Annotated in this window: 10 protein-coding genes; 6 read left to right on the top strand and 4 right to left on the bottom strand. The window is 61.4% G+C overall.

The window, feature by feature from the left end:
- Positions 1-164: 164 nt before the first annotated feature.
- The 4 genes from wecB to icmF form a co-directional block, all read right to left on the bottom strand.
- A complete protein-coding gene (gene wecB / locus ACP7BZ_RS19540; protein ID WP_426116237.1) occupies positions 165-1277 on the bottom strand; it encodes a non-hydrolyzing UDP-N-acetylglucosamine 2-epimerase in 1113 nt (370 codons plus the stop codon).
- A gap of 96 nt (positions 1278-1373) precedes the next feature.
- Positions 1374-4151 (bottom strand): XrtA/PEP-CTERM system TPR-repeat protein PrsT, encoded by a 2778-nt coding sequence (prsT, locus tag ACP7BZ_RS19545; protein ID WP_426116238.1) that lies wholly within the window; start codon positions 4149-4151, stop codon positions 1374-1376.
- Between the two features lie 127 nt (positions 4152-4278).
- The gene (locus ACP7BZ_RS19550; RefSeq protein ID WP_426116240.1) at positions 4279-4590 is read right to left on the bottom strand and encodes a hypothetical protein; all 312 of its coding nucleotides are present in this window, start codon (positions 4588-4590) and stop codon (positions 4279-4281) included.
- Positions 4591-4646: 56 nt separating this feature from the next.
- Positions 4647-7943 carry a fused isobutyryl-CoA mutase/GTPase IcmF gene (icmF, locus tag ACP7BZ_RS19555; protein ID WP_426116242.1) on the bottom strand — a complete coding sequence of 1099 codons (3297 nt, stop codon included), beginning with the start codon at positions 7941-7943 and terminating at the stop codon, positions 4647-4649.
- Positions 7944-8207: 264 nt separating this feature from the next.
- On the opposite strand from icmF, the gene ACP7BZ_RS19560 reads away from it, so the two are divergent.
- The 6 genes from ACP7BZ_RS19560 (at position 8208) to ACP7BZ_RS19585 (ending at position 14505) form a co-directional block, all read left to right on the top strand.
- On the top strand, positions 8208-9428 hold the full coding sequence (locus tag ACP7BZ_RS19560) for an HD-GYP domain-containing protein (protein WP_426116244.1): 1221 nt from the start codon (positions 8208-8210) through the stop codon (positions 9426-9428).
- Positions 9429-9749: 321 nt separating this feature from the next.
- The gene (locus tag ACP7BZ_RS19565) at positions 9750-9926 is read left to right on the top strand and encodes a Flp family type IVb pilin (RefSeq protein WP_426116246.1); all 177 of its coding nucleotides are present in this window, start codon (positions 9750-9752) and stop codon (positions 9924-9926) included.
- A 131-nt stretch (positions 9927-10057) separates the two neighbouring features.
- Entirely contained in the window at positions 10058-10591 is a 534-nt protein-coding gene (locus ACP7BZ_RS19570; RefSeq protein WP_426116248.1) for an A24 family peptidase, read from the top strand.
- 102 nt (positions 10592-10693) lie between these two features.
- The gene (locus tag ACP7BZ_RS19575; RefSeq protein ID WP_426116250.1) at positions 10694-12103 is read left to right on the top strand and encodes an ATP-binding protein; all 1410 of its coding nucleotides are present in this window, start codon (positions 10694-10696) and stop codon (positions 12101-12103) included.
- Positions 12100-12948 (top strand): Flp pilus assembly protein CpaB, encoded by an 849-nt coding sequence (cpaB, locus tag ACP7BZ_RS19580; protein ID WP_426116252.1) that lies wholly within the window; start codon positions 12100-12102, stop codon positions 12946-12948. Before ACP7BZ_RS19575 ends, cpaB begins: the two co-directional genes overlap by 4 nt.
- Before the next feature lie 42 nt (positions 12949-12990).
- Positions 12991-14505 (top strand): type II and III secretion system protein family protein, encoded by a 1515-nt coding sequence (locus ACP7BZ_RS19585; RefSeq protein WP_426116254.1) that lies wholly within the window; start codon positions 12991-12993, stop codon positions 14503-14505.
- Positions 14506-14513: the final 8 nt, after the last annotated feature.

Genomic DNA, 14513 nt, shown 5'->3' on the forward strand with positions numbered 1-14513 from the left:
CCTAAGTGACGGCCGCGGGAGGAACGCGCAGACCTAATTTTTCTTACGAAATAATACCTGAAGGAATACGAAATCCTTCATCGCAGCTGCTCATTTTGACAATTTTCACGGTACCGGCGGGCGGGCCGATCCATGATCGGCCCGCCCGCCCGGGTGGCGGCGCTTTAGCCGTTCAGGGCTTGCAGCTCACCGGCCAGGATGGCGACAATGCGCTCGGCGGCTTTACCATCCCACAGGTGCGGACGGCGGCCCTGCTTGCCTTCGCCGCGCAGGATCTTGTGGGTCTCGTCGATGATGGTCTGCGGGTCGGTGCCAGCGAGGACATTCGAGCCTTCGTCGACGGTGACAGGCCGCTCGGTATTTTCGCGGATGGTGATGCAGGGCACGCCCAACGCCGTGGTTTCTTCCTGCAAGCCTCCACTGTCGGTAAGGACCACCGCAGCGTCTTTCCATAAATTCAGAAAAGCCATGTAGGCTTGCGGCCCCGCCAGCGTGATGTGCGGTCCCAGATCAATGCCGAATTTGTCGAGATTGGCGCGGGTGCGGGGGTGCACCGGAAAGATCAGCGGCAGCGTCGCCGAGATGGTCTTCAAGGCGCCGGCGATACGGCTGAAGTTAAATTCGTCGTCGACATTGCTGGGACGGTGCAAGGTGACGACGCCATATTTGGCGCCCTGCTGCGCCGCCTTGAACGATGCGGTTTCGTAGGTGCTGGTATCGGCATGGGTCAGGCGTTCGGCCTGGAACAGTACATTGTCGACCATCACATGGCCGACATAATGCACTGCCGAATCGGCCTTGCCTTCGCGCTTGAGGTGCGCCAGCGCAGCCGGCTCGGTGACGAAAAACCAGTCGGAAATGCTATCGGTGACGAGCCGGTTGATTTCTTCTGGCATCGTCATATCGCCGCTACGCAAACCCGCTTCGACGTGCGCCACCGGAATATTGAGTTTTTTTGCAACGATCGAGCACGCCAGGGTGGAATTGACGTCGCCGACGACCAGTACGGCGGCAGGACGCTCGGCCACGCACAGTTCTTCAAAGCCAATCATGATCTTGGCGGTCTGCTGTGCATGGCTGCCGCCACCGGCGCCCATGAATATATCCGGTTGGGGAATGCCCAATTCTTCGAAAAATACCTCGTTCATGTCGCGGTCGTAATGCTGGCCGGTATGGATGATCTTGAACTGCAGCACCGTTTGGGCCTGCAGGGCGCGCACGATGGGCGCAATTTTCATGAAGTTCGGACGGGCACCCGCCACCAGATATACCAGCATAAAATACTTTCCTAAAAATACGATTCGGTCGGGGCAGCAATGCGAGGCCTTACTGTACCGCATTCGATCACCGCCCCCGGGGGCGGTTCGAATGTATTACAGGCTCTTCGACAAGGCGCGGGCCTCCTCGATCTGGGCAAACGGGGTCGGACTTGCCAATACCTTGTCGAGCGCTTTGCGGGCGCCAGCTTTGTCGCCCGACTTGGCCAGCGCGGCAGCCAGGTGATAGCCCAGTTCGGGTGAGTTCGGGCTGAGTGTGACGGCTTTTTGCAACAGCGGCAGCGCCCGTGCGACATTGTCTTGCTCGACTAACATCCAGCCGAGGGTGTCGACCACCGCGCCCGATTCGGGCGCCGCCTTGACGGCCGCTTCTGCCGTTGCCAGCGCGCGTGGATCTTTTTGCTGCTGGTAGGCCCAGGCCAGGTTGTTGAGGACCAGCGCATCATTCGGTGCGGTTTTGAGCAGCGCTTCGAAGCGCGTGCTGGCGCCCTTGTAATCCTTGCGCAACATCAACAGTTCGCCCAGATACATGGTGACTGCCGGATCGTTTGCGTGGCTTGCCAGCCAGCTTTGCAGTTTGGCTTCGGCGTCCTTGTTCTTGCCCGCCGCCTGCAGGGCGTTGGCCGTCTTGATCAGGCTGCCACTATTGTTGGCCAGGCCGTGCGCCTGTTCGAACGCGTGCGTGGCGCCGTCGAATTTCTTTTGGCGCATGAGGATCTCGCCCTCGATGGCGTAGCCGAGCGGTAATTTTGGCGATGATTTTTGCATCGTGCGCGCCAGTGTCAGCGCCAGTTCCGGCTTGTTGCCGGCCATCGCCATTTCAATCTGTGCCAGTTGCGCCCGCTCGTTGTTCGGCTCGAATGTCAGGGCCTTTTTCACGTCCTCGGCAGCCGCCGCTTCGTTCTTGAGCCGGAGGTGAACGGCCGCCAGGCGCAGCTGCGCCATTGCCGAGCGCGGTAACAGGCCGGTCAGTTTGCTATAGCTGTCGAGGGCACCGGCATCGTCGTTGGAGGCGAGTTGGGCCTGTCCCAGGGCATCGAGCAATTCGGGCTTGCTGGGGTTGGCAGCCTGTAACTTGCGCGCCAGAATAAGTGCCTTCGGTGCTTGTTTGGTGCCCAGATAGTGGCCGATCAGCTGGGTGCCCGCACCCAGATCGTCGGGATTGTCGGCCACCGCTTTTTCCATCCAGGTGGTTGCCTCAGCGGTATTTTTTTGGCTGATGGCCAATGCGGCCAGCGCCAGCGGCGCGTTGGCGCCCTTGTTTTTCTCGGCGTAAGCGAGCAGGCGGGCACGGGCAGCATCGGGTTTTTTCTCGGCGACGTCGATTTGCGCCAGGCTCATGACGGGGCCAAATTGCGCCGGGTGGCCGGTGGCGGCCTTGTCAAAACTGACGCGCGCAGCCACCAGGTCGCGCTTGCTCAGGTAAGTGCCACCCTCGAGCGTGCGCAGGTTGACGCTGTCTGGGTGGGCCACCAGCGCCGCCTTGACGGCAACGAGTGCCTTGTCGTAATTTTTTAGCTGCAGTTCCGAACGCACCAGCGCCACGCTGGCTTGTTCCGATTTCGGATCGAGGGCACTGGCTTTCTCCAGTTCGCTGATGCCATCGCTGCTGTTGCCTTGTGCCAGTTTTGACAGGCCCAGCGAGGTGCGCAATGAGGATGACGTCGGCTCCAGTGCGGCCGCTTTTTCCAGGTATTCGGTGGCCTTGCCGTAGTCTCTTGAGCGCAATGCCGACTCGCCAGCGAGCGCCAGCGTTTGTGCGTCAGAGCCGCCATTTTTCAGCAGCGGTGCCAGGGTCGCGCCAGCGCTGTCCGGCTGGGCCGAACGCAGCTGCGTTTGCGCCAGCAATTTGCGTGCATAGTCGTTGCCAGGGTTGCCGTTCAGGTAGCTGGTCAGATGCTGTTCGGCAAGCTTGTACGAACCAAGGTTCAATTCAATGGCGCCGGCCAGCAGCATCGATGGCAAGTGCGTCGGCGCCTTGCTCAGCACTTTCTGGATGCTTTCATTGGCGGCTGGGTATTTGCCTTGGCTGAAATCAAGCAAGGCTTGGGCATACAGCGGCGGCAGCGCGCCCGGGGCCGCTTTGCGGGCGGCATCGATATCGACCTTCGCCAGGTCATATTGCTTGGCAGCCAGTTCCAGGTTGGCCCGCTCGATGCGCGCTGGCACCATGTCCGGCTTGATGGTGATGGCTTGGCTGAACGCGGCCAGCGCCTCTGGCGACTTGTTCTGGGCACGCATCAGGTTGCCTTTGAACATGAAAACATCGGCGTTCTTTGGATTGGCGGCGGCTGCCTGCGTGGTGAGCTGGTCAGCTTTGTCGAAATCCTTGCCAATCGCCGCCAGCCGGGCCAGGCCCAGCAAAGCGTCGGCCTGGCCCGGCTGGCTGGTCAGCGCGCGCTGGTAACTCTCGCTTGCCTTGTCGTTCTTGCCCAGGGTCAGATAGGCGTCGCCCCGTGCCGACAGCAGGTCGGCATTGCTGCTCGCTTCGAGCAAGGACGTCTCATCGAGGGCTTTTTGGCCTTCACCTTGCGATACCAGTGCGCGCGCCAGCAGGGGCATGGTCCGGACGGCGTCCGCCTTGAGTTCGCTCGCTTTGCGCGCTTCTTTTTCCGCTGATACCGGATCGTTGTTTCTCAGATAAAAACTGGCCAGGCGCAAGCGTACCTCGGCATCATCGGGTGCCTTGGCCACCGCATTTTTTAACTGAATCAAGGCTGCTTTGACGTCACCCTTGCTCTCATACTGTTGTGCTTCGCTCATCAGCGATGCCGCCGTCTCGGTCTTGCTGCAGGCCGTCATGCCAGCCGACAGCACCAGTGCGGAAACAAGGAAGGAGGCGTGAATGGCCCGTTGGCTTACGAAATACGGCATGGGAATCCTTGGTTGGCCCTGGCCAGGACGGCGTTCGGGCGAATATTTCTAAGAAGCCAATAATACCTCAGAGAACCGATTATTTCCGTAACATTCTCTCGGTGTTGCGAATTCGCCGCCGCTTCACCTATCCGGCATCGCCCCGGCGCAGGCGCGCCAGTAAGGATTCGACACTGTCACCGAGCGGCAGGCCATGTCGGTGTAGCAACTGCAGATGCAGTACCAGGTTTTCCAGCACCAGCTTGGCGGCTACCGCGAGCAGGGTCAGCACCCTGTCTTCGCTGCTGAACTGCTCCATTGTCGCCGCCATCTCGCACAGGTGGCCGGCGACCAACTCGCGCAGGTCGGTTTCGTTAAACGGCAGGTCGGCGAAATCGATCGGGTCTTGCAGTTCGACTTCCTGCATCAACGCCGCCAGCTGGCTGGGCACAATCGGCATGGCACACTCCCTTGGTGGGCTTGCCCTCATTGTAACGGGCAGCTGGCGGGCCGCCCCTACATATTGCGGCGGTACTGGCCACCGACTTCGAACAGCGCGGTGGTGATCTGGCCCAGCGAACACACGCGCACCGCTTCCATCAATTGCTCGAAGACGTTGGCGTTGTTAATCGCTGCCTGCTGCAGCGCGGCCAGGGCAGCAGGGGCAGCGCTGGCGTGTTGCTGATGGAATTGCTCGAGGCGGGTCAGCTGCGACTGCTTTTCGTCGTCGGTCGAGCGCGCCAGTTCGATTTGCTGGACGACACCGGTCGATTTTGGATTCCTGAACGTGTTCACGCCAATGATGGGCAGGGTGCCGTCGTGCTTCTGGTGCTCGTACAGCATTGATTCTTCCTGGATCTTGCCGCGCTGGTAGCCAGTTTCCATCGCCCCCAGCACGCCGCCCCGTTCGGCGATGCGTTCGAATTCCTGCAGCACCGCCTCCTCGACCAGCTGGGTCATCTCGTCGATGATGTAGGCGCCCTGATTCGGGTTTTCGTTTTTCGCCAGACCCCACTCGCGGTTGATAATCAGCTGGATGGCCAGTGCGCGCCGCACCGATTCGTCGGTCGGCGTGGTGATCGCTTCGTCGTAGGCGTTGGTGTGCAGCGAATTGCAGTTGTCGTAGATGGCGATCAGCGCTTGCAGTGTGGTCCGGATATCGTTGAAATCAATTTCCTGGGCGTGTAGCGAGCGGCCCGAGGTTTGTACGTGGTACTTGAGTTTCTGGCTGCGGTCGTTGGCGCCGTATTTGTCGCGCATGGCCACTGCCCACAGGCGGCGGGCGACGCGGCCAAGGACGGTGTACTCGGGGTCCATGCCGTTGCTGAAGAAAAAGGACAAGTTCGGCGCGAAATCGTCGATGTGCATGCCGCGCGCCAGATACGCTTCGACAAACGTAAAACCGTTCGACAGCGTAAAGGCCAGCTGCGAGATGGGATTGGCGCCGGCTTCAGCGATGTGATAACCAGAAATGGACACCGAGTAAAAATTGCGCACCTGGTGGTGCACGAAATATTCCTGGATGTCACCCATCACCTTCAACGAAAATTCGGTGGAGAAGATGCAGGTGTTCTGGCCCTGGTCTTCCTTGAGGATATCGGCCTGCACCGTGCCGCGCACGTTGGCCAGCACCCAGGCGCGGATTTTGGCGGCTTCGTCGGCGCTTGGCTGGCGGTGGTGATCGGCGACGAACTGGTCGATCTGCTGGTCGATGGCGGTGTTCATGAACATCGCCAGGATGGTCGGCGCCGGGCCGTTGATGGTCATCGACACCGAGGTCGAGGGACTGCACAAATTAAAACCGTCGTACAGCACTTTCATGTCGTCGAGGGTGGCAATCGATACCCCCGAATTGCCCACTTTGCCATAAATGTCGGGGCGCACGGCGGGGTCGGCGCCATACAGGGTGACGGAGTCGAAGGCGGTCGACAGGCGCTTGGCGTCCATCCCGGTCGATACCAGCTTGAAGCGGCGGTTGGTGCGGAAGGCGTCGCCTTCGCCGGCGAACATGCGGGTGGGATCTTCTCCCTCGCGCTTGAAAGCGAACACGCCGGCGGTGAACGGGAACGAGCCTGGGACATTTTCCAGCATCAGGAATTTGAGTACTTCGCCATCGTCTTCATAGGTCGGCAGCACCACTTTGCGGATCACCGTGCCGGACAAGGTGTGCTGGACCAGGCGGGTGCGGATTTCCTTGTCGCGGATTTTGACGACGTAATCGTCGCCCGCATAGGCGGCCTGCAGGTCGGGCCACTGGGCCAGCAGTTGTTTGGCGCCGGCATCCATGGCGGCGTCGCGTTCGCCGATCAGCGCAGCAATATCGGCTGCGTTGGCAGTGTGGCCGGCGGCGGCCAGCATGCGGCCGCTGGCGCTGAGCTGCTGGCGTTCGCGCGCCAGGCGCACTTGCTTGCGGGTGTTCTGGTGGTAAGCGCGCACGCTGTCGGCGATTTCTGCCAGGTAGCGCGCGCGCGCCGGCGGCACGATCACATGCTTGGCGCTCGAGTGGCGCGCAGCCACCGTTGCCAGGCGCCCCGGCTGCACCTGCAGGCCGTGGGCGGCCAGGCGCGGTAATAAGCCTTGGTAGAGGGCGGTGACGCCATCGTCGTTGAAGCGCGAGGCCTGGGTGCCGTACACCGGCATCTGCTCGGGTGGCACGCTCCACAGTTCGCGGTTTCTCTGGTACTGCTTGGCGACGTCGCGCAGCGCATCGAGGGCGCCCTTGCGGTCGAATTTATTGATGGCGATAAAATCGGCGAAATCGAGCATATCGATTTTTTCCAGCTGCGAGGCGGCGCCAAATTCGGGCGTCATGACGTACATCGAGACGTCGACGTGCGGCACGATGGCGGCGTCGCCCTGGCCGATGCCGGAGGTTTCAACGATCACCATGTCGAAGCCGGCGACTTTGCAGGCGGCAATCACTTCGGGCAGCGCGGGCGAAATCTCTTTACCGGCTTCACGGGTGGCGAGCGAGCGCATAAATACGCGGCTGGCGCCGTTCCACGGGTTGATCGCATTCATGCGGATGCGGTCGCCCAGCAGCGCGCCGCCCGACTTGCGGCGCGACGGGTCGATCGAGATGATGGCGATGTTGAGGGCGTCGCCCTGGTCCATGCGGATGCGCCGTATCAACTCATCGGTCAGCGACGATTTGCCGGCGCCGCCGGTGCCGGTGATGCCGAGCGTCGGCACCGACAACGTGGCGGCGTGATCGAGCAGTTCCTGGCGCAGGGCGGGGGCGGCCTTGTTGTTTTCCAGCGCCGTGATCAGTTGCGCCAGCGGGCGGTGTCGGCTGGCGATGTCGCCGCCGCGCAGCGCAGCCAGGCTGGTGGGGGAGTAGGTTGACAGGTCGATATCGCACGCCTGCACCATGGACTCGATCATGCCGACCAGGCCCATGCGCTGGCCATCTTCCGGGCTAAAAATTTTTGTGACGCCGTACGCGTGCAGCTCGGCGATTTCGCTGGGCACGATCACCCCGCCGCCGCCGCCGAATACCTTGATATGGGCACCGCCGCGCTGGCGCAACAGGTCGATCATGTATTTGAAATACTCGACGTGGCCGCCCTGGTAACTGGAAATGGCGATCCCCTGCACATCCTCGGACAGCGCCGCGGTGACGACTTCGTCGACCGAGCGGTTATGGCCCAGGTGCACCACTTCGACGCCGTTCGACTGCAAGATGCGGCGCATGATGTTGATCGACGCATCGTGGCCATCGAACAGCGAGGCGGCGGTGACGAAACGCACCTTGTTGGCCAATTTCGGGATGTCGGCGGCTTGCAGCTTTGCGGCGGTCGTGATGTCGTTCATAGTGGTCCTCGGTGATCTTGTACGGTATATGACGTTTACGTTAACGTCAAGCGTAACGGCGGTGCAACCGCGCCGGCCATGCTCTGCCGTACAGGGTACGCCGATTCGGTTGGCGCGGTCGTCAACACGCAACACAGCGATAGTTGTATCGTGTACTTGCCGCGCATTTGTCGTAGTTAAATGCTTATGAGCAATAAAAGCGCTATACTTGTGGCGTGCCCAGATTGTGGGTTCCTGCCCAGTTTGCTCGAAAGTCGTACCATCATGCTCAAGAAGATCGACGCCTCCCAGCTGAAACTGGGTATGTACATTCATGACCTCAGTTGTGACTGGATGACACATCCATTCGTGCGCAACCGTTTTCTGGTCAGCACCGACGAGGAGATTCGTCGCATTCATGATGCCGGCATCCACGACGTGGTGATCGACAGCGGTCGCGGACTCGACGTGCAAGATGCCATGACGCTGGTCGAAGCGCAGGCCTGCACCGAGGCCGAGCTGGCCCAGCTGGCGGCAGCGCCGGTGCGCGAGATGCGCGTTGGTATTGGCGAAGAATTGCAGCGCGCCCGGCAGATTCGCAGTCAGGCTGCCGGCCTGGTGCGCAACGTCATGCAGGATGCGCGCCTGGGTATCGCGGTCGAGCTTGACCAGATTTCCCCGATGGTGGAGAACATCACGGAGTCGATCCTGCGCAATCCAGGCGCGTTGACCAGCCTGCTGCGCATCAAGGGCGCGGACGATTACACCTTTTTGCATTCGGTTTCCGTGTGTACCCTCCTGGTGGCGTTTTCGCGCTCGCGCAATCTCGATGCTGAAACGACGTATCAAGCCGGCCTGGGTGGCTTGCTGCACGACACCGGCAAGGCCATGGTGCCGGATCATGTGCTTAACAAGCCGGGGCGGCTGACGGAAGAAGAATTCGATATCATCAAAAAGCATCCGCAGGATGGTTACGATTTCCTCGTCAAGACCCCCGGCATCGGCCCGATTCCCCTCGATATCACGCTGCACCATCACGAGCGGCGCGATGGCAGCGGCTATCCGCACAAGCAGGGACAGGACCAGATCAGCGAGTTGGCGCAAATGGCGGCCATTGTCGATGTGTATGACGCCATCACGGCCGATCGCTGTTATCACAAGGGCTTGTCGGCCGCCGAGGCGCTGCGCAAGATTTACGAGTGGAGCAAATTCCATTTCAATCCCGGCTATGTGCAGGAATTCATGCGTTGCGTCGGCATCTATCCGGTCGGCACCATGGTGATGCTGCAGTCGGGCCGGCTGGGCGTGGTGATCGAAGCGCACCCCACCAGTTTGCTGCAGCCCAAGGTCAATGTGTTCTTCAGCAGCAAGAACAACAGCTATATCCGGCCGGAACTGGTTGATTTGTCGCGTCCGAATGGCTTCGGCGGCGGCGACAAGATCATCAGCCATGAATCGCCGAAAAAGTGGCAGCTTGATCCGATGCAGTTCATGAGTCTGGTTTAAGCATTGCCAGGCGCTGCGCGCCGCCATCCACCTCTCTCATCGCTGACCACCCGCTGCCTATGGCAACGGGCAGGCCCGTGCTGCCCGGTCGGCCCGTCGCGCATATTTCCTAAATTTTATTAATAATTACCTCAATGTAATTAAATATACTGGAAAGAAAGCTTGTGCCCGCTCAATTTGTCCTGATTAATTGGCATCTATAGTGGCTTCAATGGCGCTGCAGTCCTTGAAAGCACAGCGAAGGTCTTGGAAATAGGCAGCATATCGGGACCAATGGCGGTGTCAGAATTAGTTCCCTTCTATCAACAAGTGGAGTACATCATGAGCAAATTCGTATCTGCAGTTAAAAACTTCGTCGCCGATGAAAACGGTGTTACCGCCATTGAATATGGCCTGATTGCTGCACTGGTCGGCGTTGCCATTGTGGTGGGGGCAGGAGCTTTGGGTACAGAACTGAACACCACCTTCGGTGAAATTGCGAAAAAAGTGAAAGTCTAAAAAATAGTCAGGTAACAGATTTTCCACTCCACCGGGCGGGACGCCGGCCGGTGGCTTCTCTTGTCTCTGTCTGTCAACGCCTGTGTTTCGGGCGGTCTGTTTCCTCGTGTTGTCCTGTGCCTGGAGCGACCATGACCTCTCCCTTGTACGCCGAATTGTTGCTGGTCGTGACGGTGGTGCTTGCCGCATCGACCGATTTGATCAGCCGCCGCATCCCCAACCGTTTATTGATGCTCTGTGGGCTTGGCGCCATTGGCCTGCACCTGGCCGGTCCCCATCCGACCGCCCATCTGCTCACTGCCTTGGGCGGTGCTGCGACTGGTCTGGCCGTTTTTCTTCCCCTGTATCTGCTGCGCGGCATGGCCGCCGGCGACGTCAAGCTGCTGGCCACGGCGGGCCTGTTTCTATCACCTCGTGAAGTCTTGTGGCTGGCCGTGCTCACGGTGTGCGCTGGCGGCGTGATGGGACTGGCAGTGCTGCTCTGGCGTGGTCGCTGGCGCGATGCGTGGCGCAATGTGGCCACCTTGCTGCGGCCATGGTGGATGCGCTTGGCCGGTGTGCATCTGGCCCCTGAAGCGCTACCGAAAGGCAGTGTGGGCAACCTGCCGTACGGGCTGGCGATCGCCAGCGCCACCCTGTTTTTCCTGGCCCAGCGTCACTGTTGAGTTCGTCAAGTCCTTCCTTGCTAAGTGTCAAATGGCTTAACGGGCCGGCTCGCTACAATCGTTTTAATGTTGCATAGCAATACAGATTTCCTGGAGGGATAGATGTTCGAGGCAGCCTCATTTGTCACTGCAGCATCCCCGGTCGCCGGTCGTGCCGTGCCGCCGGAGGCCGACATCGAAGCCATTGTGCCGCTGCAGCCGGCGACCTTGCGCGACACCGGCCTTGAACGGCCGCTGGTGCTGGCGCTGCTGGCGAAAACCATCGCGCGGTTCGGCAAAGCCCATTTGCCTGTACTGGGCGGCAAACTGCGCCTGTCGGTGAGCGTGCTGCGCGAAGCGCTCGCCTTGATGTTGGCGGATCAACTGGTGGAAGTGGCCAGGCGCGGCGATTCCGACATCGATATCGAGTATCAGCTGACCGCTGCCGGCCACGCTTTCGCCGCCGCTGCACTGGCCGAATGCCGCTATGTGGGACCGGCGCCAGTCACGCTGGACGCATTACGCGAGGTCATCATCCGCGACGCCCGCCGCCACGCCAGCGCTGCCAACGTGGGCGACGCCGAACTGGCAGCGGCGCTGGGCGACGGTGGCGGCGACGGCATCGTCGACGCCGTGCTGCGCGCCCAGCTGGGCGCTGCCCTGCAATCGGGGCGTGCCGTGCTGCTCTACGGCGCTACCGGCTGCGGCAAAACCACAGTGGCGCGCAAGCTGGGCCGCTTGCTGCAGGGCGTCGTTGGTGTGCCTTACGCCGTGCTCATCGATGAGCAAATTGTCCAGTTCTACGATCCACTGATTCATCTGGCGCCCGCGCCCGCGCAGGGCCGCCTGTTCGACGAGCGTCGCAACGACAGCCGCTGGCTGATCTGCCAGCGGCCGCTGCTGCAAGTGGGCAGCGAACTGACGCCCCCGATGCTCGATTGCCGTTTCGATGCCATCAACGGCATCTATTACGCCCCAGTGCAGCTGCAAGCGAGTGGTGGCTTGCTGATCGTTGATGACCTTGGCAGTCAACGCTGTGTAGCCGCTGCCCTGCTCAACCGTCTGGCCGGTCCCCTCGAGCACGGCGTCGATGTGTTGACCTTGCAGGGGGGCCGTGGCGAGACAGTGCCATTTACGGCCAAGACGGTATTGACCACCAGTGACGCGCCGCACGCGCTGTTCGACGCCCGCTCGTTGCGTCGCATTGCCTACAAAATCGAGATTGGCGCCGTCGCAGCGGCCAGCTACCTTGCCTTGCTGCGTCGCCAGTGCGCGTTAAAGCAGGTGTCCTACGATGAGGCCGCAGCCCGCTATCTGCTCGAGCATTTGCATGCGCTTTCGGGCCGGCCACTGCTGGTGGCCCTGCCAGGTGAACTGGTCGCGCGAATTGTCGACGCCGCCAGTTTTGCGGGCCGCACAGCGCAGCTCAATACCGCCTCGCTTGAGCAGGCATGGCACAGCCTGTTTGCCGCTTATCCGCCGCGCACGGTGCCCGCCGTGCGCGACCACGTCCTGTTGGGAGAGACATCATGAAGAACCAGCGTGCAATCGTGAGGATGGCGGTGGCCATCGCATTTGGCCTGGCAGCGGTGGCGCTGGCCACACAGTGGCTGCGGCATCGTGATGCCACTAACGCCAGCGCCAGCCGGATCGTCGTCGCCGCCACCGACATCACGCCCGGACAGCGGCTCACACCGGAAATGCTAAAACTGGCCGATTGGCCCAAAGGCAGTTTGCCTGCCGGTAGTTTTGTCGATCCCGTCAAAGCGACCGGGCGCGTGCTCAAGACCAACGTATTGCGCGGTGACCCCGTCAGCGAAGCCAAGCTGGCACCAGATGGCACCGCCGGCGGCTTGTCGGCCGTCATCACCGAAGGCAAGCGCGCCATCACGGTGCGCGTTAATGACGTCATCGGTGTCGCCGGCTTCGCACTGCCCGGCAATTTTGTCGACGTCATCGTCAGCACCCATAAAGATTCTCCTACCGGCGAGCGCTCCGCCGAGTTGAATGTCTCGAAGATCGTCCTTGAGCGCATCCTCGTGCTGGCAGTCGCCCAGGATATCGGCCGCGATGAAACCAAGCCGCGCGTGGTCAACGCCGTCACCCTGGAAGTCACCCCAGAGCAGGCCGAGCACCTTGATCTGGCGCGTAGCGTCGGCACCCTGTCGCTGGCGCTGCGCAACCAGGTCGACAAGAACGACACCCACAGCGACGGCGCCACCAAGCGCAGTCTGCTCGACGAAGCGCCGCTGCTCAAGCTGGCGGCGGCGGCCCCGCCGAAAGCGCTGCCACGACCGGTAACGCGACCGGTGGTGCTGGTTAAACGCCATTGCGTCAGCGTGCTCAACGGCGTGAACATATCGCAAGAGTGTTTCTGATTTCCCCTGTTTTATTGACTACTTTTTTACAGGATGACCGTCATGGACAACAGCGTCAGACAGCAGGCTTCGATGCGGGCCCGCTGCCTTATGAGTGGCATCGCGCTGACGATGGGCGCGGCAAGCGCAGACGCTGCCGTGGCCGTCAAGCCAGCTGCCGCGCCGCTGGTCCAACGCGGCGACGTGGGCCCGCGCTGCAGCGGTGACGCCGCCAAGCCGGCCAGCATGTCGCTACAGCTGGGCAAATCGGCGATGATGCGGCTGCCCGAGCCCCTGTTGCACCGCAGTGTGGGCAACCCCGGCGTCGTCCAGGCGATGCTGGTGTCGCCCGACACGCTGTATCTGGCCGGTATCGATATCGGCAGTACCAATATGATCATCCAGGGCAAGAGCGGCGCCTGCAGCGTGATCGATCTGGTGGTGACGATGGACGCCAGCGCATTTCAGGCGACCCTTGCCGCGTTGTTGCCTGAAGAAAAACAGATCAGCGTCACCGCCGCCGCCGACGCACTGGTCATCAGTGGCACCGTGAGCGACGCTGCCACGGTGGCCCGCGTCATCGAGCTGGCCGGCGCCTTCGTGCGGCGCCCCGTGCAACCGTTGACGGCCGTCGGCAAGACCGATCCTGCCGCGCCCAGCGATGGCGCGACCAGCAGCGCCAGCACCGGCGTGCGGGTGATCAATATGTTGGGCGTCAGTGCGCCGCAGCAGGTGATGCTGGAAGTCAAAGTGGCCGAGGTATCGAAAACCCTGCTCGAGCGCCTCGAAGCGGGCTCTATCATCAACCTGCATTCCGGCAGCTGGGCGGCCACTCTGGTGGCCAATTTTCTGACCGGCCGTAATGGTGGCAGCATCGATGCGCTCAAAAGTAACGGTACTAGGCTGTCGCTCGAGGCGCAGCGCGACAACGCCCTGGTGCGCATCCTGGCCGAACCGAACGTGATGGCCATCAGCGGTCAGGAGGGCACCTTTCTCGCCGGTGGCAAGATCTTTATCCCAGTCTCGCAAGACAATAACAAGATCGTTCTGGAAGAACGCGAGTTCGGCGTTGGCCTGCGGTTTACCCCCACCGTCCTGCCTGGCGGGCGCATCAATCTGCACGTGGCACCGGAAGTATCTGAAGTCTCACGCGAAGGGATCGGCTTTTCTGCCAGCGGAGTGGCCGGCAATCTGATTTTGCCGCTGATTACCACGCGGCGCGCCAGCACCACGGTGCAGCTGTACGACGGCCAGAGTTTCGCCATCGGCGGTTTGATCAAGAGCAGCATGAGTAGTGGTGCCAAGGGGACGCCGCTGCTGGGCGAAGTGCCGATCCTGGGGGCGCTGTTTCGTAGTACGGATTTCCAGCAAGAACGCAGTGAATTGCTGTTCGTGATCACTCCGCACCTGGTCAAGCCGCTGCCGCCCAATTACAGCCTGCCGACCGACACGGTGACGCCGCCTGGACGTGCCCAGCGTCTGCTGAACGGTCAGATCGAAGCGCCGCCAGCGGCTGTATCTGCGCCGCCGCCGCCCGCCGCTGTACCCGCCGCCAGTGGCGGTTTCGAACTCAAATAAGGAGCCAC

This window comes from Massilia sp. PWRC2 (assembly GCF_049896725.1).
In the GTDB taxonomy this organism is placed as follows: Bacteria; Pseudomonadota; Gammaproteobacteria; order Burkholderiales; family Burkholderiaceae_D; genus JAFCUW01.

Excerpts from the sequence above, each read along its gene's own strand:
- wecB (WP_426116237.1), bottom strand. The coding sequence starts at position 1,277 with ATGCTGGTATATCTGGTGGCGGGTGCCCGTCCGAACTTCATGAAAATT.
- prsT (WP_426116238.1), bottom strand. The coding sequence starts at position 4,151 with ATGCCGTATTTCGTAAGCCAACGGGCCATTCACGCCTCCTTCCTTGTT.
- ACP7BZ_RS19550 (WP_426116240.1), bottom strand. The coding sequence starts at position 4,590 with ATGCCGATTGTGCCCAGCCAGCTGGCGGCGTTGATGCAGGAAGTCGAA.
- icmF (WP_426116242.1), bottom strand. The coding sequence starts at position 7,943 with ATGAACGACATCACGACCGCCGCAAAGCTGCAAGCCGCCGACATCCCG.
- ACP7BZ_RS19560 (WP_426116244.1), top strand. The coding sequence starts at position 8,208 with ATGCTCAAGAAGATCGACGCCTCCCAGCTGAAACTGGGTATGTACATT.
- ACP7BZ_RS19565 (WP_426116246.1), top strand. The coding sequence starts at position 9,750 with ATGAGCAAATTCGTATCTGCAGTTAAAAACTTCGTCGCCGATGAAAAC.
- ACP7BZ_RS19570 (WP_426116248.1), top strand. The coding sequence starts at position 10,058 with ATGACCTCTCCCTTGTACGCCGAATTGTTGCTGGTCGTGACGGTGGTG.
- ACP7BZ_RS19575 (WP_426116250.1), top strand. The coding sequence starts at position 10,694 with ATGTTCGAGGCAGCCTCATTTGTCACTGCAGCATCCCCGGTCGCCGGT.
- cpaB (WP_426116252.1), top strand. The coding sequence starts at position 12,100 with ATGAAGAACCAGCGTGCAATCGTGAGGATGGCGGTGGCCATCGCATTT.
- ACP7BZ_RS19585 (WP_426116254.1), top strand. The coding sequence starts at position 12,991 with ATGGACAACAGCGTCAGACAGCAGGCTTCGATGCGGGCCCGCTGCCTT.